General features: G+C 71.9%; 16 protein-coding genes. 10 read left to right on the top strand and 6 right to left on the bottom strand.

Features of this window, described 5'->3' with window-relative positions; genetic code table 11:
- The first annotated feature begins 228 nt into the window (after positions 1-228).
- From J7W19_RS18920 to J7W19_RS18905, 4 genes are all read left to right on the top strand, one after another.
- Positions 229-1,206: an ROK family protein gene (locus J7W19_RS18920; RefSeq protein WP_040892564.1), complete on the top strand. Its 978-nt coding sequence runs from the start codon at positions 229-231 to the stop codon at positions 1,204-1,206.
- Positions 1,206-2,360 carry an N-acetylglucosamine-6-phosphate deacetylase gene (nagA, locus tag J7W19_RS18915; protein WP_004954541.1) on the top strand — a complete coding sequence of 385 codons (1,155 nt, stop codon included), beginning with the start codon at positions 1,206-1,208 and terminating at the stop codon, positions 2,358-2,360. The genes J7W19_RS18920 and nagA overlap by 1 nt, the downstream gene beginning before the upstream one ends.
- A gap of 125 nt (positions 2,361-2,485) precedes the next feature.
- Positions 2,486-3,418, top strand: a complete 933-nt coding sequence (locus J7W19_RS18910; RefSeq protein WP_004954543.1) for a 1-phosphofructokinase family hexose kinase — start codon at positions 2,486-2,488, stop codon at positions 3,416-3,418.
- A gap of 171 nt (positions 3,419-3,589) precedes the next feature.
- On the top strand, positions 3,590-4,450 hold the full coding sequence (locus J7W19_RS18905) for a class II fructose-bisphosphate aldolase (RefSeq protein WP_004954546.1): 861 nt from the start codon (positions 3,590-3,592) through the stop codon (positions 4,448-4,450).
- A 433-nt stretch (positions 4,451-4,883) separates the two neighbouring features.
- Here J7W19_RS18905 and J7W19_RS18900 read toward each other — a convergent pair whose 3' ends face one another.
- On the bottom strand, positions 4,884-5,153 hold the full coding sequence (locus J7W19_RS18900; protein WP_004954549.1) for a DUF6255 family natural product biosynthesis protein: 270 nt from the start codon (positions 5,151-5,153) through the stop codon (positions 4,884-4,886).
- Complete coding sequence (locus tag J7W19_RS18895; RefSeq protein ID WP_201768268.1) at positions 5,153-5,473, bottom strand: hypothetical protein; 321 nt, start codon at positions 5,471-5,473, stop codon at positions 5,153-5,155. Before J7W19_RS18895 ends, J7W19_RS18900 begins: the two co-directional genes overlap by 1 nt.
- Positions 5,474-5,639: 166 nt before the next feature.
- On the opposite strand from J7W19_RS18895, the gene J7W19_RS18890 reads away from it, so the two are divergent.
- On the top strand, positions 5,640-6,512 hold the full coding sequence (locus tag J7W19_RS18890; RefSeq protein ID WP_004954553.1) for a helix-turn-helix domain-containing protein: 873 nt from the start codon (positions 5,640-5,642) through the stop codon (positions 6,510-6,512).
- 35 nt (positions 6,513-6,547) lie between these two features.
- Here J7W19_RS18890 and J7W19_RS18885 read toward each other — a convergent pair whose 3' ends face one another.
- Positions 6,548-7,474 carry a carbohydrate-binding protein gene (locus J7W19_RS18885; protein WP_004954555.1) on the bottom strand — a complete coding sequence of 309 codons (927 nt, stop codon included), beginning with the start codon at positions 7,472-7,474 and terminating at the stop codon, positions 6,548-6,550.
- A 166-nt stretch (positions 7,475-7,640) separates the two neighbouring features.
- Positions 7,641-9,515, bottom strand: a complete 1,875-nt coding sequence (cdgB, locus tag J7W19_RS18880) for a diguanylate cyclase CdgB (RefSeq protein ID WP_004954557.1) — start codon at positions 9,513-9,515, stop codon at positions 7,641-7,643.
- A 410-nt stretch (positions 9,516-9,925) separates the two neighbouring features.
- On the opposite strand from cdgB, the gene J7W19_RS18875 reads away from it, so the two are divergent.
- Complete coding sequence (locus J7W19_RS18875; protein WP_106429779.1) at positions 9,926-10,477, top strand: flavin reductase family protein; 552 nt, start codon at positions 9,926-9,928, stop codon at positions 10,475-10,477.
- A gap of 76 nt (positions 10,478-10,553) precedes the next feature.
- On the opposite strand, the gene arfB is transcribed toward J7W19_RS18875, so the two are convergent.
- A complete protein-coding gene (gene arfB / locus J7W19_RS18870) occupies positions 10,554-10,982 on the bottom strand; it encodes an alternative ribosome rescue aminoacyl-tRNA hydrolase ArfB (protein WP_004954565.1) in 429 nt (142 codons plus the stop codon).
- 215 nt (positions 10,983-11,197) lie between these two features.
- On the opposite strand from arfB, the gene J7W19_RS18865 reads away from it, so the two are divergent.
- Positions 11,198-11,773: a TerD family protein gene (locus tag J7W19_RS18865; RefSeq protein WP_004954569.1), complete on the top strand. Its 576-nt coding sequence runs from the start codon at positions 11,198-11,200 to the stop codon at positions 11,771-11,773.
- A gap of 92 nt (positions 11,774-11,865) precedes the next feature.
- On the opposite strand, the gene J7W19_RS18860 is transcribed toward J7W19_RS18865, so the two are convergent.
- Positions 11,866-13,080 carry an IS30 family transposase gene (locus J7W19_RS18860; RefSeq protein WP_233478113.1) on the bottom strand — a complete coding sequence of 405 codons (1,215 nt, stop codon included), beginning with the start codon at positions 13,078-13,080 and terminating at the stop codon, positions 11,866-11,868.
- A gap of 346 nt (positions 13,081-13,426) precedes the next feature.
- Here J7W19_RS18860 and J7W19_RS18855 point away from each other — a divergent pair, with 346 nt between their 5' ends.
- The 3 genes from J7W19_RS18855 to J7W19_RS18845 all read left to right on the top strand — a co-directional run bounded on the left by J7W19_RS18855 (position 13,427) and on the right by J7W19_RS18845 (position 16,939).
- Positions 13,427-14,629: an IS110 family RNA-guided transposase gene (locus J7W19_RS18855; protein WP_004956478.1), complete on the top strand. Its 1,203-nt coding sequence runs from the start codon at positions 13,427-13,429 to the stop codon at positions 14,627-14,629.
- Between the two features lie 289 nt (positions 14,630-14,918).
- Complete coding sequence (locus J7W19_RS18850; RefSeq protein ID WP_004956465.1) at positions 14,919-16,133, top strand: IS110 family RNA-guided transposase; 1,215 nt, start codon at positions 14,919-14,921, stop codon at positions 16,131-16,133.
- Between the two features lie 332 nt (positions 16,134-16,465).
- Positions 16,466-16,939, top strand: a complete 474-nt coding sequence (locus J7W19_RS18845) for a carboxymuconolactone decarboxylase family protein (RefSeq protein ID WP_004944025.1) — start codon at positions 16,466-16,468, stop codon at positions 16,937-16,939.
- The last annotated feature ends 118 nt before the right edge of the window (positions 16,940-17,057 follow it).

Here is a 17,057-nt window from a genome sequence, read left to right as displayed (position 1 = left end):
TTTCGCGGCTCCGCCGCTCGTCCTCAAACGCCGGACGGGCTGACTATCCAGCCCGTCCGGCGTTTGAGGACAACCGCGCGGAGCGCGGTTTCGGGGGTGCGGGGGCTCGCCCCCGCACGAAACGGTGAAAGGGCGGGACCGGGGCACAGCCCGCCGCAGGCGCCCCCATCCCGCACCCGTCGAACAGTGGACTAGACCTTTCCCACCCCCACGCGCGAAACTGTCCGGGTGAAACATGTCATCGCCCTCGACGTGGGCGGCACCGGGATAAAAGCCGCCCTCATGGGCGCGGACACCACCCTCGTCCACGAAACCCTCCGCCCCACAGACCGCGACCAGGGCCCGGACGCGGTGGTCACCCGCATCCTCGACCTGGCCGAAGAACTCCGCGACCGGGCCGAGAAGGAGTTCGGCGAGCCCCCGGCAGCGGCAGGCATAGCCGTCCCGGGCGTAGTGGACACGACCACCGGCACAGCCGTCTACGCCGCCAACCTGGGCTGGCGCGACCTCCCCCTCCGCGACCTCCTGAGCCGCCGCCTCGGCGGCACCCCCGTGGCCCTGGGCCACGACGTCAGGACGGGCGGCCTCGCCGAGGGCAGGCTCGGCGCCGGCCGCGGCGCGGACCGCTTCCTCTTCGTGGCCCTCGGCACCGGCATAGCGGGCGCGATCGGCATCCAGGGCCGTGTCGAGGAGGGCGCGAACGGCTCGGCCGGGGAGATCGGCCACATCGCCGTACGCCGCGGCCCGGACGCCCCGGAATGCGGCTGCGGCGGCCGCGGCTGCCTGGAGACGCTCGCGTCGGCCGCCGCCGTGGGCCGCGCCTGGGCCGCCGCGAGCGGCGACCCGGCGGCCGACGCCGCCGCCTGCGCCCGCGCCGTCGAGGCCGGCGACCCCCGCGCCCACCGCGTCTGGCAGGAGGCGGTGGACGCGCTCGCCGACGGCCTCGTCGTCGGGCTGACGCTGCTCGACCCCCGTACGCTGATCGTCGGCGGCGGGCTGGCCGAATCGGGCGAAACGCTGTTCGGCCCGCTGCGCGCCGCCGTCGCGGAGCGCCTCACGTTCCAGAAACTCCCCCTCATCGTCCCGGCGGCCCTCGGGGCCACCGCCGGCTGCCTGGGCGCGGGCCTGCTCGCCCGGGACCTGCTGGCCGCCCGGGCAGCCACAACATCCACGGCACCCACGGAATCCACGGAGGTATCCGCCTGATGGTCGAACGAACGGTTCTCGACGGCGCCCGTGTCGTGCTGCCGACCGGGGTGGTGGAGCACGGCCGCGTCACCGTGGAGGGCACCCGCGTCGTCGCGGACGCCGCCGAGGAGGCGCCGACCTGGGACCTGACCGGCCACTGGATCGTCCCCGGCTTCGTGGACATGCACGTCCACGGCGGCGGCGGCGCCTCGTTCTCGTCCGGCGACCCGGAGGAGGCCCTGACGGCGGTCCGCGCGCACCGCGCGCACGGCACGACGACGATGGTGGCCTCCACCGTCACCGGCGACCTGGACGACCTCGCCCGGCAGGCGGCCGTCCTCGCGGAGCTGACCCAGCAGGGCGACCTGGCGGGCGTCCACTTCGAGGGCCCGTTCATCTCCCCGCACCGCTGCGGCGCCCACCAGCCGGAGCTGCTGCGCGACCCGGACCCGGCCGACGTCCGCAAGCTCGTCGACGCGGCGCACGGCACGGCCCGGATGATGACCCTCGCCCCCGAGCTGCCCGGCGGCCTGGAGTCCGTCCGGATGCTCGCGGACCTGGGCGTCGTCGCGGCCGTCGGCCACACGGACTCGACGTACGAGGCGACGCTCGACGCCATCGAGGCGGGCGCGACCGTCGCCACCCACCTCTTCAACGCCATGCCCACGCTGCTGCACCGCGCGCCCGGGCCGATCGCGGCGCTGCTGGAGGACGAGCGGGTCACCGTCGAGCTGATCAACGACGGGACGCACCTGCACCCGGCCGTCCTGGAGCTGGCGTTCGCCCGCGCGGGCGCCGACCGGGTCGCGTTCGTGACGGACGCGATGGGCGCGGCGGGCATGAGCGACGGCATGTACGCGCTGGGGCCGATGCGGGTGGAGGTGAAGGACGCGGTCGCGCGCATCGCGGACGGCCCGACGGCCGGTTCGATCGCCGGCTCGACCCTCACCCTGGACACGGCGTTCCGCCGCGCGGTGACCGTCGACCGGCTGCCGGTCGAGGACGCGGTCGCCGCCCTGTCCGCCAACCCGGCCCGGCTGCTGGGCGTCGCCGACCGCGTCGGTTCCCTGGAACCGGGCAAGGACGCCGACCTCGTCGTCCTCGACGGCGCGTTCGAACTCGTCGGCGTCATGCGCAAGGGCGAATGGCTGGTCCGCCCCGAAGTGCGCTGATTCGTCCTCTCCTTGGGGAACGGCGGCAGGTCCGGGGACTGGGCCTGCCGCCGCTGTTTTGGCATGATCGCTCGCGCAATCGTGTCCCCACTGGGTCCCCGCGGACCGGTCCGAGAGAGGCGCCGATGATCCTCACGGTCACGCTCAACGCCGCGCTCGACCTGACCTACCGGGTCCCCCGGCTGCGTCCCCACACCTCCCATCGCGTCGCCGAGGCGGTCGAACGGCCGGGCGGCAAGGGCCTGAACGTCTCCCGGGTGCTGGCCCGGCTGGGCCACGCCACCACGGTCACGGGCTTCGCGGGCGGCCCGACCGGCGAGACCCTCCGCACGCTCCTGGCCACGACGGCCGCCGACACGGCGGGCCGCCTGACCGACGCCCTCGTCCCGATCGCCGGCTCCACCCGCCGCACGGTCGGCGTCGTGGACGCGAGCACCGGCGACACCACCCAGCTCAACGAGACCGGCCCGGCGATCACCGCGGCGGAGTGGGCGGCCTTCACGGCTCGTTACGCCCAACTCCTGGACGACGCCCGGGCAGTGGCCCTGTGCGGCAGCCTCCCGCCGGGCGTCCCGGTGGGCGCCTACGCGCAGTTGATCCGCCAGGCGCGCACCCGCGACATCCCCGTCCTCCTGGACACCTCCGGCGAACCCCTGCGACGCGGCGTCGCGGCCCGCCCCGACATCGTCAAGCCGAACGCCGCCGAACTCGCCGCCCTCACCGGCTCCACCGACCCCGTCCGCGCGGCCCTCGACGCCCGCCGCCGGGGCGCCCACGCCGTCGCCGCGTCCCTCGGCACCGACGGCATGCTCGCCATCACCCCCGACGGCACCTGGCGCGCCACCCCACCCGCCCGCCTCAAGGGCAACCCGACGGGCGCCGGCGACTCCGCCGTGGCCGGCCTCCTGTCCGCCTGGCTGGAGGGCCTCCCCTGGCCCGACCGCCTCCGCCGCGCGATCGCCGTCTCGGCGGCGACGGTCCGGGCCCCGGTGGCGGGCGAGTTCGACGCGGACGCGTACGAGGCGGCGCTGCCGCTGGTGAAGGTGGTGACGGTGTGAGTCTCGTGCGGGGCGGGACGGCCGTCCGCGACGCCCGCGCCCGCGCGACGGTTCCGACGCCCCGAACGGACCACGCACCCCCGCCCCCATCGACAGCGCCCCACCCACCAGCAGACAGGACGACGGGACGTCGTGGCGGCCCGCGCCCGCTCGCGCACGGGAGTTGAGCCGATGCCCCTGGCCCGTACCGCCGACCTCCTCGCCCCCGGCGCCGCAGGCGCCGCGAGCGCGGCCGTCGCCGCGTTCAACGTCATCACCGTCGAGCACGCGGAGGCCATCGCCGCCGGCGCGGAGGCGGCCGGGCGCCCGGCCGTCCTCCAGCTCTCCGAGAACGCCGTGAAGTTCCACGGCGGCGCCCTCGCCCCGATCGCCTCCGCCACCGCGGCCGTCGCCCGCGCCTCCGCCGTCCCACTGGCCCTCCACCTCGACCACGTCGAATCGGTGGACCTCCTGCACGCGGCGAGCGCGCACGACTTCTCGTCGGTCATGTACGACGCGTCGGCGCTCCCCTACGCGGACAACGTCAAGGCGACTTCGGAAGCGGCGCGTTGGGCGCACGCGCGCGGCCTCTGGCTGGAAGCCGAACTGGGCCGCGTGGGCGGCAAACCGGGCGACGCCCACACCCCCGGCGTCCGCACGGACCCGACGGAAGCGGCGGCGTTCGTCGCCGACACGGGCGTGGACGCCCTGGCGGTGGCGGTCGGCAGCACCCACGCGATGACGACCCGCACGGCGACCCTGGACCACCCGCTGATCACGGAACTCCGCGATGCCGTCCCCGTCCCCCTCGTCCTCCACGGCTCCTCAGGCGTCCCGGACGCCGAACTCCGCCGCGCGGTGGCATCGGGCATCCGAAAGGTAAACGTCGGCACGGCCCTCAACACCGCCTTCACCGGCGCCGTCCGCGCCTTCCTGGAGGCGCACCCGTCGACGGTCGACCCCCGCCGCTACCTCGCTCCCGCGCGGGAGGCGATGGCGGCGACGGTGGAGCGGTTCCTGCACGCTCTGGCCGGGCCACGCACCGCAGCCTGAAGGTCAGGACGCTCCCCGGTTGATGACGCGCACGATGGTGATGGTCGGCGGGTCGACGCCCTCCCCATCCGAAACGACATAGCGAACGGCCGACATGGCGACCAAAGCCGTTCGGTCCCACTCACCCCCGCCCATGGGCCGTGGCACTGACAAGCCCCCGTAAGGGGCAGGGGCGATCTCGGCGGAAATCCCGGCACTGCCGGTCTTCGCAAGCTGTTCATCCAGCTTGACGAGATCGGCACGCGCCTCAGGGGTCTACGCGACGCGGTACGCGTAGCTCACCAACTACGCCCTTCCCGCTCCTGATACCACTCCAGCGCGTGCGCTTCCAATCGCCCTGCCGCATCAATGCCGCAGCACAGCGATCGTACGGCACCCGGGTCAGCCGATGTGGCCTTGATCACCCGGCCCGTATTCGCCCGCCGCGACGCTGTCAGACGGCCAGCCGCCAGGTGGCCGCGCTGGTGCCCCAGCGGCTCAGGCGGTGCAGCCCGTGCGCGATGAGGGCCGCGGCCGCGCGGTCCGCGCGGGTCGGGTCGCGGGGTGGTGGGGTGGCCGCCGCCACCGGGCGTTCCGGCATCAGCAGCGCGGCGTAGTCCGTGAAGCGGCGGGCACCGCAGTCGCGACAGCGCTCCTCGCCTGCGGCCCGCTCCCAGCCGGAGCGGTGCCCGCAGTGGCGGATCAAGCGTCCTACGGCTCGCATCAGTTGCCCCTCCCCATCGCGGACGCGGAGTGCGCCACGATCCAGTGCGTGTACACGGCGGCGGTGGCGTCCCCGCCCCCGGCCGCCTTCCTGACCACGTCGAGCGCGGCGCACTCGTCGCACCCGGTCTGGTACGGGCGCAGCCCGGCCGCTTGCCGCTCCTCCCGGGTCGCGAGGCGGAGGGCGGTGGGCGGGACGGTCCACGGCTCCCCGCCGCCGTTCAGGCTCCGTACGCGGACCAGGCCGTCGGCGGCCTCCGCCACCTGAGCCAGCCGGCCGTCGCGGACGTCGACCATGTAGCTGCCTGCTCTGTATGTCACTGCGCACACCCCCAGGTGGCTTGAACCTGCGCCTGAGAACCACCTTGGGGTACCGCACATCCCCGCTGCAACGTTGCATTTTCACACTTGGCCCCAAAGAGTGAATTGGCGTACAGAGGCTGACGGTTGCCGTATCGTCGGGCGCCGTGAATCGGGAGGTGATCATTTGACGGACGCCACGCCCACCCTGATGCGTCGACGACTCGGGGCGGAGCTGCGGACCATGCGGATCCGGGCCGGCCTGAGCCTCGCGCAAGCCGTCAAGTTGCTCGGCATCTCGGGTTCACCGAGCCTGAGCAAGATCGAGAACGGCAAGCTACGCGCCAACCTCGACAAATTCCTCAGCGTGTACGGCATTGAGGACGAAGCGCGGATCGCGGAGCTCCGGAAACTTGAGAAGCTGGCCGAGGCGAACCGCCGGAAGGGCTTGTTCACTCAATACGGTGATGTCATCCACGACTCTCTCGCCGACCTCATCGAGCTCGAAGACCTGGCGAGCCAGGCCGACGCCTACGCAGCACTGACTGTTCCGGACTTGCTCCAGACAAGGGATTACGCCTGCGCCGTCATCGAGAGCAGTTGCGCTTGGTACACCGCCCGCCAGGAGAGAACCTTCGCCGAGCTGCGCATGAAGCGGCAGCAGGTCCTGGTACAACGCCGGTCCGGCGACGCGTCCGTGCCGCCGCTCATGATGCGCTGCGTGCTCGACGAGGCATGCCTGAGGCGCCGAGTGGGAGCAGCCGGAGTACTCCGTGAGCAGCTCAAGCGAGTGCTGGATGCTTCGGAGATGCCGAACGTAGAGGTCCGCGTCATCCCGTTCGCCGCTGGCGCACACACTAGTGTCAGCGGCGCTTACACCGTCTTCCACTTCGACGAGGGACAGCCGGTCGTGGCGATCGAACCGCTGACGACGTCCTTCTACCTGGAGGAGGACACGCACACCGTGCGCTACGACACGGCGTTCAACTACCTCCGCGAGCAGGCCCTCGATATAGCCACATCCCGCGACTTCATCAACCGCCTGCTCAAAGAAGCCTGACCGCGACGCACGATGCCACCAAGTTCCGGGTGCGGCTAAGGAGCCTTCGAAACCTCTCCCGGGAACACCCTGATCCGGGCAACGTTGGCGTTGCAGTTCCCCGAGTCGCACGTCAGCTTGATGTCGTTCTTGCCGCCCTTCAACGAAACCCAGTTGAAGGTGTGCGACCAGTCGGTTCCGGACCAGCTCTTCAGCTTCGCGGTGGTCAGCTTCTCCCCATTGATCCACAGCGTGCCGGCCACGTCCCCGCCAGGCGCGCCGTAGTCGAGCCATACCGTGTAGCGGCCCTCGCCATTGACCGTCACGTCGTTCCACTCGATCGAAGCACCCGGCTTCATGACGACGTAGACGCCCCCCTCCGACGGCGCCCCCTTCACGCTCTTGGCCGTGGACGCGCCACCGCCCAGACGCAGGGACGCGGCGGACCGGTCGAGGTCCAGGACGGGCTTGTTGGACGGCTTCTTCTCGTCGTCCTTACCGTCCTTCTTCTCCGGCCTCTCCGACGGCTTGCCCGACGGCGTCTGCTGCGCCGTGTTGTTCTTGCCGTCGTCCCCGTCGCCCTGGTTCGCGTACACCGCCGCGCCGATGCCGCCGGCGACCACGACCACCACGGCTATCGCGGCTATGAGCAGGCCGCGCCGCTTCGGGCGCTGCGGGCCGGGAGCGCCGGGCGGGGGGCCCGGGTGGCGGGGGGCGCCGCCGGGGAGGGTTTCCGGGGCGGCGTAGTGCGGGGTGGGCTGCTGGGGGGCGGGCATGCCCGCGCCGTACGTACCGCCGCCCTGCTGCGGCGTGTACTGGCGTGAGCCGACCGGCCGGACCTGGTTGTACGACGTGCGGGGGACGCCGGGCTGCGGTGCGGACGCAGCCGCGTCGGTGCCCTGGTCGCCGCCCTCCGAGCGGTACAGGTAACCGAACGGGTCCTCGTCCTCCGGCTTGCCGTTGCCGTTGTTACCGGCCGTCATCCCCTGTCACTCCCCACGTGAATGTGCCGTCCGGCACCCACGTTCGTGTACCGGATCCGCGGCTGTCGAGGCCGGTTCGGCCACCACGGTCCGGCGGCGGTGCCGCATCGGCGCAGCCTACCCCGTGCGGCAAGGGGCACGCCCTGGCGCGGGGGCTACCGGCCGGTCACCCGGCCCGCCGACCGGCCCGGGCGCGGGACCGCTTCTCGACGTACATCCGCTGGTCGGCGGAGCGCAGCACCTCGTCGGCGGACATTCCGCAGCCCGCCCAGCCGATGCCGAAACTCGCCCCCACGCGCACCGCCCGGCCGTCGACCCGGATGGGCGGGATGATCGCGTTGCGCAGCCGGACCGCCAGGTCCTCCGCGTCGGCGCGGCCGAGGCCGTCGGCGAGGACGACGAACTCGTCGCCGCCCATCCGGGCCACGGTGTCGCCGTCGCGGACGCCGCTGCTGAGCCGCCGGGCGACCTCGATCAGGACCGCGTCGCCGGTGTGGTGCCCGAAGCGGTCGTTGATCGACTTGAAGCCGTCCAGGTCGCAGAAGAGGACGGCGAGGCCCTTCTCGCTCTCGTCGCTGTCCTCGTCGAGCGGGACGGTGTGCACGTGGTGGTCGCGGTGGTCGTAGCCGCCGGAGCCGGAGTAAGCCGCTCCGTAGTCGCCCGCCCCCGCCCCCGCCGGGTAGTCGGCCATGCCGTAGTCCCCGACGGCGTAGTCGCCCGGCCGGTAGCCGCCGGGTGGTCGCTCGTCGGCGAGCGGGTCCGGGGCGCGGTCGTGCCCGTACGCGCCGTCACCGCCCGGGACGCTCCCCGGGCCGCCCGGTATGCCGCCCGGTATGCCCAGCGGCTCGCCGAACGGGCCTCCGAAGGGGTCCCCGACGCCCACGACCTCGTCGAAGCCCTCCAGCCGCCCGAACGGCCCGTGGTCGGCCGTGGCGTGCTGCGGCTCGCTGCCGGGCGGCCGGCTGCACAGCCGGCTGCTGAGCCGGGCGCGCAACTCGGCGCTGTTGGGGAGGCCGGTGAGGGAGTCGTGGCTGGCGCGGTGGGCGAGCTGGAGCTCGTGCCGCTTGCGGTCCTCGATGTCCTCGACGTGGGTGAGCAGGTAGCGCGGCCCCTCGGCGGCGTCGGCGACCACCGAGTTGCGCAGCGAGACCCAGACGAACGTGTCGTCCCGGCGGCGCAGCCGCAGCTCGGCCCGGCCGCCCTCGGCGGAGGTGCGGAGCAGCGTGCCGATGTCCTCGGGGTGGACGAGGTCGGAGAACGAGTAGCGGCGCATCTGCGAGGCCGACCGGCCCAGCAGCCGGCAGAGGGCGTCGTTGGCGCGGTGCAGCCGCCCGTGCTGGTCGCCGCCGAGCTCGGCGATGGCCATGCCGCTGGGCGCGTACTCGAACGCCTGCCGGAAGCTCTCCTCGCTGGCGCGCAGCGCCTGCTGCTCGCGCTCCAGGCGGACGAGGGCGCGCTGCATGTTGGCGCGCAGCTTGGCGTTGCTGATCGCGATCGCGGACTGGAACGCGTACATCTGCAGCGCCTCGCGGCCCCAGGCGCCGGGGCGGCGGCCGTTGCGCGGCCGGTCGACGGAGATCACGCCGAGCAGCTCGCCGCCGGCCGAACCGGCCGAGTACATGGGCGCGAGGAGGCGGTCCATGGGGTGCCACTCGTCGGGGAAGCGCGGCGCGGGGCCGGTGGTGCGCCACTGCGGGACGTCGTCGTCGTCGAGGACCCAGCCCTCGGTGTACGGGATGAAGCGCAGCTCGCCCCAGCGCTCGCCCATGCTGAGCCGGCGCTCCCAGGACACCCGCGAACCGACCCGGCCGGACAGGAACGCCTCGGCACTCGCGCTCCCGGCGACGGCGGCGACCACGAGGTCACCGTCCGGGCGGACCAGGTTGACCGCCGCGAGCTCGTAGCCGAGCCCGTTCACCACGCCCTCCGCGACGGTCTGCAAGGTGTCCGCGAGGCTGCGGGCGGTGTTCAGATCCGCCACCGCCTGGTGAACCTGCCGCAGGGTCGTCAGACGCACATACGGCTCCGACTCGGTGTCCATAGCTCGCTCTCCCCCGAGACCTCGACAGCGACTCTCCAGATTTTCTTGTCGTCCGATTACACGGCCACTGAATCACAGGGAGCTGACAACTCGGTACACAGGGTCAACAAATAGGGCCTTCTGTGACTCATGTCACAGTGCGTAACGACGCCCCTTACCTTGCGTTCGCAGTCGTCCTACGTTTCTGGTCCGCAAATAAGGCAGAGCCTGCCGCGTTTTTCGGCACCCAATCCGGGATTTCGTGAGGAGATCGACGAGGTCAGAGGCGGTGCGAACACGTGAACGAGCAGCGAGCCGGGAAACCGTCCCGATGTCCGCGGGACTACGGAGGGCCTAGTCCCCATTACCAAGAGGGTCCTGGTCCCGCAGCCCGATGCAGTGGTTCGTCACGGGCGGCTAGCGTGCGTCGTGTGTTGCAGACGACTTCGCCCACCGAGGCCCGCATACCGCATGCTGACGGTGTGACCGCCGAGGAATTCCGCGCCGCCCTCGCCCGCCTGGCGGCGGGCGTGGTCCTGGTGACCGCGCACGACCCCGACGACGGCCCGCGCGGCGAGGACGTCGGCATGACGGCGACGGCGTTCCTCTCCGTATCCCTGGACCCACCCCTCGTGATGGTGAGCGTTCGCAACGACTCCCGGATGGAGGAGTTGCTCGCCCGACAGCCCCTCTGGGCGGTGTCCCTGCTCGCCGAAGGCCAGCGGCAGGTCGCCGGACGGTTCGCGATGAAGGGACGGGTCAGCGACCGGCTCCTCTTCGAGGACCTCCCGCACGACCGCGGCGAGCTCTCCGGCTCCCCGCTCGTCCGGGGCGCCCTCGCGGTCCTGGAGTGCCGGACGGAACAGCGAGTGGTCGCGGGCGACCACACCCTCTTCATCGGGCGCGTCCTGAAGGCCGCCGCCTCGACGACGGAGAGCGGGCCGCTGACGTACTTCAAGGGGCGGTACCGGCACCTGTCGTGAGCGCGCGCCGGGTCGCGCCCGACGCGGACGTCAGTGCCAGTCCCGCGCGGACGTCAGTGCCAGTCCCGCGCGGACGTCAGCGCCAGTCCCGCGCGGAGCGCCCCCGCTTCGTCTCCGCGCGCTGCTTCTTCTCCCGCAGCCGCCGCTCGTTGATGCCGCGCGGTATGCGCGTCGGCTTCCGCGGCTTCGGCGGCGGCGCGGTGGCCTCGGCCAGCAGCGCGGCCAGCCGGACGGCCGCCGCCTCCCGGTTGCGCCACTGCGAACGGTGCTCCGACGCCCGTACGGTCACCACCCCGCCCACCAGCCGGCCCGCGAGCCGCTCCAGGGCGCGCTCCTTCCACACCGCGGGCAGGGCCTCGGTGGCGGCGAGGTCGAAGCGCAGCTCCACCTGGCTGTCGCTGGTGTTGACGTGCTGCCCGCCCGGCCCGGAGGAGCGCGAGAAGCGCCAGACGAGTTCCGCCTCGGGCAGGCTGACGGCACCGCGGATGACGTGGGGACCGGACATGCCCCCATCGTCCCCCGCCCGGTCCGCCCGCGTCACCTCGATTTGCCCCGCTCCGCGCCATGGGCGGGGGCCGCCGCCCCGACCCGTCGTCAGAAAGTGGTAAAGAAAGTAAAGCGGGATGGAACCCCGCCCCCCGTCGTCGGCGTTATCCCGGGTGACGGGACCGCGTGGCAGCAGCACGCGGTCCGCGAGTCGACGAGAAAGGGATCACCCCCATGCCTGTAAGCCTGTCCAAGGGCGGCAACGTCTCCCTCACCAAGGAGGCCCCGGGCCTGACCGCCGTCACCGTCGGCCTCGGCTGGGACGTCCGCACCACCACGGGCACGGACTTCGACCTCGACGCGAGCGCGATTGCGGTGAACCCCAGCGGCAAGGTCTACTCGGACGCCCACTTCGTCTTCTTCAACAACAAGCAGACTCCGGACCAGTCCATCGTGCACACCGGTGACAACACCACCGGCGCCGGCGAGGGCGACGACGAGCAGATCAACGTCAACCTGGCCGCTCTCCCGGCCGACGTCGACAAGATCGTCTTCCCGGTCTCCATCTACGACGCCACCGCGCGCTCGCAGAACTTCGGCCAGGTGCGCAACGCCTACATCCGCATCATCAACCAGGCCGGCGGCGCCGAGATCGCCCGCTACGACCTGAGCGAGGACGCGGCCACCGAGACGGCCATGGTCTTCGGCGAGCTCTACCGCAACGGCGCCGAGTGGAAGTTCCGCGCCGTCGGCCAGGGTTACGCGTCCGGCCTCCAGGGCATCGCCCAGGACTTCGGCGTCAACGTCTGAGGACCCGCTCGCCGCTGAGCCGCCGTACGCGTACGAAGCCCCCTCCGGCCCCGGCGGTTTCTAGGGGTCGTTGCAACACGTGGTCGTGTTGATCAGGCCGCAAGCAGTTTATGCAGGCGCTCGGCTGGGGTTTCCCAGCCGAGCGTTTTGCGTGGGCGGCCGTTGAGCTCGGCTGCGACGGCGTCGAGGTCTTCACGGCTGTGGGCGGACAGGTCGGTGCCCTTGGGGAAGTACTGCCGCAGGAGGCCGTTGGTGTTCTCGTTCGAGCCGCGCTGCCAGGGGCTGGCGGGATCGCAGAAGTAGACCGGGACATCAGTGGCGATGGTGAAAGCGTGGTGGGCGGCCATCTCGCTGCCCTGGTCCCAGGTCAGGGACCGTTTCAGGTGGGTGGGAAGCCGCTGCACGGTCTCCTGGAGCGCGTCGCGGACCTGCTCGGCACCGCGGCCGTCCGGCAGATGGACCAGCATCACGTAGCGGGTGGCGCGCTCGACCAGGGTGCCGATCGCGGAACCGCTGTCCTTGCCGATGATCAGGTCGCCTTCCCAGTGGCCGGGCACCGCCCGGTCCTCGGCCTCGGCGGGGCGTTCGCTGATCATGACCATGGGGTGGGTGAAGCGCGGCTGGCGCGAGGCGGCCTGGCGCTGTGGCCTGCGCATGGCCCGGCCGCTTCGCAGGGAGCGGGCCACTTCGCGGCGCAGTTCGCCGCGTCCTTGGATGTAGAGGGCCTGGTAGACGGTTTCGTGGACCACGTGCATCTCCGGCCGGTTCGGGAACTGTGCCCGCAGAGCGTTGCAGATCTGTTCCGGGCTCCACCGCCGTCTCAGGTGGCGCTGGATGAAGTCCCGGAGTGCCGGGTTGCGGGCGATCTTCCCCTGCTTGGGGCGGGGCCGGCGGGCATCGGCGCGGGCCTGGGCAGCGTGGGGACGGTACTGCCCGCCCACGGGGTGGCGGTTGCGGCGGATCTCGCGGCTGACCGTGGAGGGGCTGCGGCCCAGCTCGGCCGCGATCGCCCGCACCGATGCCTTCTCCCGCAGCCGGTCGGCGATGTGGATCCGGTCGGTCTCGGTCAGGTACCGGGACGACAGCGAGGGCGCCCGCACAGCGTGTGCGGGCAGCCTCGGCGGCTTCCTGCGGCCCTCGGGCCGGCCGTTGCGCCACTCACGGCCGGTCCGAGGGTTGACACCTACGCGTCGGCTCGCCTCCGCGTTACCGAATCCCAGCTGCACGAGCCGGAAGTATTCCTCCCGTTCCCGGTGCAGCTTCCGTGGGCCCTGTTCCCTGCGGCTCTCACGGATCTTGAAGTCCATCGCATCCCCTGAGCTGGGGTGTTGCGACGACCACTAGAACCCAAGCCCCCCTTCCGCCGGAGGGGGCTTCGCGCTCCGCGCCCGCCCCGTTATGTTCTCCCTGGTCCTGCAAGAGGGCCGCTGGCCTCCGGGCCCGGCATGACTGTTGCCCCCTGTCGAAGTCGATGACCTGGGGGGTGGTGTCACCGGGCCCGAGGGGTGCCGTCGGAGACGCTGATGAGAGGCCCGACCACCGCCTGATCAGGCGCAATGCCCGATCGTTCGCGGGCGGCAGGTCTGCATAACGTGGATGCGCGAGAACGGCCCCGACGCACAGGCCGGCACCGCAACGACGAGTGGGGGCACGGTGATCGACACCGAAGACGTGGGCGTCTTCCTCGGCCTGGACGTCGGCAAGAGCGCCCATCACGGCCACGGGCTCACCCCGGCCGGCAAGAAAGTCTTCGACAAACAACTGCCCAACAACGAACCCAGACTGCGGGCCGTCTTCGACAAGCTCGCCGCGAAGTTCGGCACCGTCCTGGTGATCGTGGACCAGCCCGCCTCCATCGGAGCCCTTCCTCTGACAGTCGCCCGCGACACCGGCTGCAAGGTCGCCTACCTGCCCGGACTCGCGATGCGGCGGATCGCCGACCTCTACCCGGGCGAGGCGAAGACCGACGCGAAGGACGCCGCGGTGATCGCGGACGCCGCCCGCACGATGGCGCACACCCTGCGCTCGCTGGAGCTGACGGATGAGGTCACCGCCGAGCTCACCGTGCTGGTGGGTTTCGACCAGGATCTCGCCGCCGAGGCCACGCGCACCTCCAACCGGATCCGCGGCCTGCTCACCCAGTTCCACCCGTCCCTGGAACGAGTCCTCGGGCCCCGGCTCGACCACCAGGCCGTCACCTGGCTGCTCGAACGCTACGGCTCCCCGCAGGCCCTGCGGAAAGCCGGACGCCGCAGGCTCGTCGAGCTGGTGCGACCCAAGGCCCCGCGCATGGCCGAGCGGCTGATCAACGAGGTCTTCGACGCACTCGACGAACAAACCGTCGTCGTTCCCGGGACCGGCACCCTCGACGTCGTGCTCCCGTCCCTGGCCCGCTCCCTGGCCGCCGTCCACGAACAGCGCCGGGCGTTGGAAGCCCAGATCAGCACCCTGCTGGAGGCCCACCCTCTTTCAAAGGTCCTGACCTCGATGCCGGGGATCGCGGTCAGGACCGCCGCCACCTTGCTGGTCACCGTCGGCGACGGCACCAGCTTCCCCACCGCCGCCCACCTCGCCTCCTACGCCGGCCTCGCCCCCGCCACGAAGCAGTCGGGCACCTCGATCCACGGCGAACACGCGCCCAGAGGCGGCAACCGCCAGCTCAAACGCGCGATGTTCTTATCCGCCTTCGCCGCCCTGCACGACCACTCCTCCCGCACCTACTACGACAAGTGCCGGGCCAGAGGGAAGACCCACACACAGGCCCTTCTCCGCCTCGCTCGGCACCGCATCAGCGTGCTCTTCGCGATGCTCCGCGACGGCACCTTCTACGAACCCCGAACCCCCCGCCTCGCTTGACGAAAGACATAGAGGCACCCGTTACCTTTTCCGTGGCCCCGCAACGGGGCGCCTGGCCCCCGGGCTCGGTATGGCTGTGTGCCCCCTGTCGAAGTACATGACCTGGGGGGTGTTGCCGCCGGGCTTCGGGGCACCGCTTGACCGCTGATGAGGGGCCTGACGACCACTCTGGTTCGGCGCAATGCCGGACCGCTTCACGGGTGGCATGTCTGCGTAACGTGGTTGCCGGCGTGTGGTGCCGCAGGGACGGCCGGGAGTTGGGGAGACGAGTGGCGAGGGGCACGCGCACATGGTCGACACGACCGCGACAGATCTCTTCCTCGGCCTGGACCTGGGCAAGGAGTTCCACCACGCCCACGGCCGGACCGGGGACGGCAGGACCGTGCACGACAAGCGGCTGCCCAACACCGAGCCGAAACTGCTGGAGCTGTTCACCAAGCTGGTGGCGAAGTTCGGTACCGTCCTGGTGATCGTGGACCAGGTCGCCAACATCGGCGCGCTGCCGCTGACGGTGGCCCGCGCGAGCGGGTGCCGGGTGGCCTACCTGCCGGGACTGTCGATGCGGCGGGCCGCCGACCTGCATCCCGGTGAGGCCAAGACAGACGCCCGCGACGCGTTCGTGATCGCCGAGACCGCCCGGACCATGCCGCACACCTTGCGCGCGGTGGACCGTGACGACGAGGTACTGGCCGAGCTGACCATGCTCACCGGCTACGACAACGACCTGGCCGGCGAGGTGAACCGCACCACCAACCGGCTGCGCGGCCTGCTCTCCCAGATCCACCCCTCCCTGGAACGCGTGCTCGGCCCGCGCCTGGCCTACCCCTACGTCCAAGCCCTCCTGGCCCGGCACGGCTCCCCGGCGAAGCTGAAGAGACTCGGCCGGGCCCGCTGCGAGGCCCTGCTCAAAGCGCACGGCTCGCGCAAGGCGAAGCAGCTGGCCGGGGAGATCTCCGACGCGCTGGCCGAGCAGACTCTCGTCGTTCCCGGCACCGAGGCGTCCGCGCTGATCGTTCCGGGCCTGGCCGCTCAGCTCGCCGCCGCCCACACCCAGCGACAGGCCACCGAGCAGGAGATCGCCGCCCTGCTGGAGGCCCTCCCTCTTTTCCACCTCCTGACGTCCCTGCCCGGCATGGGCGTCAGGACCACCGCCGCGGTGATCGTCGCGATCGGTGACGGCACCGGCTTCCCCACCGCCGGACACCTCGCCTCCTACGCCGGACTCGCCCCCGCAACGAAGTCCTCGGGCACCTCCATCCGCGGCGAGCACGCTCCCCACCGCGGCAACCGGCTCCTCAAACGCGCCCTGTTCCAGGCCGCGTTCGCCGCGACCGGCTGCAAGAGCGACCCGTCCTCGCGGATCTACTACGACCGCCAGCGAACCCGCGGCAAGACTCACACCCAGGCGATCCTCCGCCTGGCCCGGCAACGCGTGAACGTCATCCACGCGATGATCCGCAACGGCACCCTCTACGAACCCCGCGCCCTCGACCTCGCTGCCTGACACCCACCCCACCCCCTGCCTCTTCCAGCCCGCTCCATCCCGTCACCGGCACGGCCACCCCCGCCACGCCGGCCACCGCCCTGCCCGCACCGCACCCGAGCCGCCGGGAACATCCCGCTTCGCGGGACGTTCCCGAAAACCAGCACGAACCCCTACGAACCAGCCCCGCCAGGGTTGACGAAACAGATAGGGGCACCCCCCCGGAACCGCTCGGCGGCAGCGGGGCGTGGGGCGTGGATCACATCCGCTCGTGTCACAGGGTGCCCGGCCGCCTCGTCTCAAGGGTGAAGTCACCAAGGGTGAAGTCACCGACGACGACGGAGGAGCACGCCATGAACGCGCGACTGGACTACTTCGCCAGCCCGACCGCCGGAAAGATCATGAAGCAGTTCATGGCGGTGGGCCGGGCGCTCAAGGACTCGCCGCTGCCCGCCGAGACGCAGGAGCTGGTGGCGCTGCGCGTGAGCCAGATCAACGGCTGCGCCGTCTGCATCGACATGCACACCAAGGAGGCCGCCGCCGCGGGTGCGGCTCCGGTGCGGCTGAACCTGGTCGCGGCATGGCGGGAGGCGACGGTCTTCACCGAGGCCGAACGGGCCGCGCTGGAGCTGGCGGAGGAAGGGACCCGGGTCGCGGACGCCGCCACGGGCGTCAGCGACGCGGTGTGGGCGAAGGCCGCCGAGCACTACGACGAGGAACAGCTCACCGCCCTGGCCGTGCTGGTCTCCTTCATGAACTCGGTGAACCGGCTGAACATCATCACCCGGCAGCCGGCCGGTGACTACGAGCCCGGGCAGTTCCACTGAGGCGCGGTGCCTGCGGCCCTCTTCACGGCAGTCCGGGCCGTCCCCGCGGCTCCCCGTACGGATGAAACGCCTCCCCTTCCCGGGACGGCCGGGCCCCCCGGCGTCATCATCGGACGCG

Source organism: Streptomyces mobaraensis NBRC 13819 = DSM 40847 (genome assembly GCF_017916255.1).
Classification (GTDB): Bacteria; Actinomycetota; Actinomycetes; order Streptomycetales; family Streptomycetaceae; genus Streptomyces; species Streptomyces mobaraensis.
The sequence above is the reverse complement of the archived record's forward strand: the minus strand, read 5'-3'. Positions and strand labels throughout refer to the sequence as shown.

Bases quoted from the DNA above. Each gene is read 5' to 3' on its own strand.
- nagA (WP_004954541.1), top strand. From the start codon at position 1,206: ATGGTCGAACGAACGGTTCTCGACGGCGCCCGTGTCGTGCTGCCGACC.
- J7W19_RS18910 (WP_004954543.1), top strand. From the start codon at position 2,486: ATGATCCTCACGGTCACGCTCAACGCCGCGCTCGACCTGACCTACCGG.
- J7W19_RS18905 (WP_004954546.1), top strand. From the start codon at position 3,590: ATGCCCCTGGCCCGTACCGCCGACCTCCTCGCCCCCGGCGCCGCAGGC.
- J7W19_RS18900 (WP_004954549.1), bottom strand. From the start codon at position 5,153: ATGCGAGCCGTAGGACGCTTGATCCGCCACTGCGGGCACCGCTCCGGC.
- J7W19_RS18885 (WP_004954555.1), bottom strand. From the start codon at position 7,474: ATGACGGCCGGTAACAACGGCAACGGCAAGCCGGAGGACGAGGACCCG.
- cdgB (WP_004954557.1), bottom strand. From the start codon at position 9,515: ATGGACACCGAGTCGGAGCCGTATGTGCGTCTGACGACCCTGCGGCAG.
- arfB (WP_004954565.1), bottom strand. From the start codon at position 10,982: ATGTCCGGTCCCCACGTCATCCGCGGTGCCGTCAGCCTGCCCGAGGCG.
- J7W19_RS18865 (WP_004954569.1), top strand. From the start codon at position 11,198: ATGCCTGTAAGCCTGTCCAAGGGCGGCAACGTCTCCCTCACCAAGGAG.
- J7W19_RS18860 (WP_233478113.1), bottom strand. From the start codon at position 13,080: ATGGACTTCAAGATCCGTGAGAGCCGCAGGGAACAGGGCCCACGGAAG.
- J7W19_RS18850 (WP_004956465.1), top strand. From the start codon at position 14,919: ATGGTCGACACGACCGCGACAGATCTCTTCCTCGGCCTGGACCTGGGC.
- J7W19_RS18845 (WP_004944025.1), top strand. From the start codon at position 16,466: ATGAACGCGCGACTGGACTACTTCGCCAGCCCGACCGCCGGAAAGATC.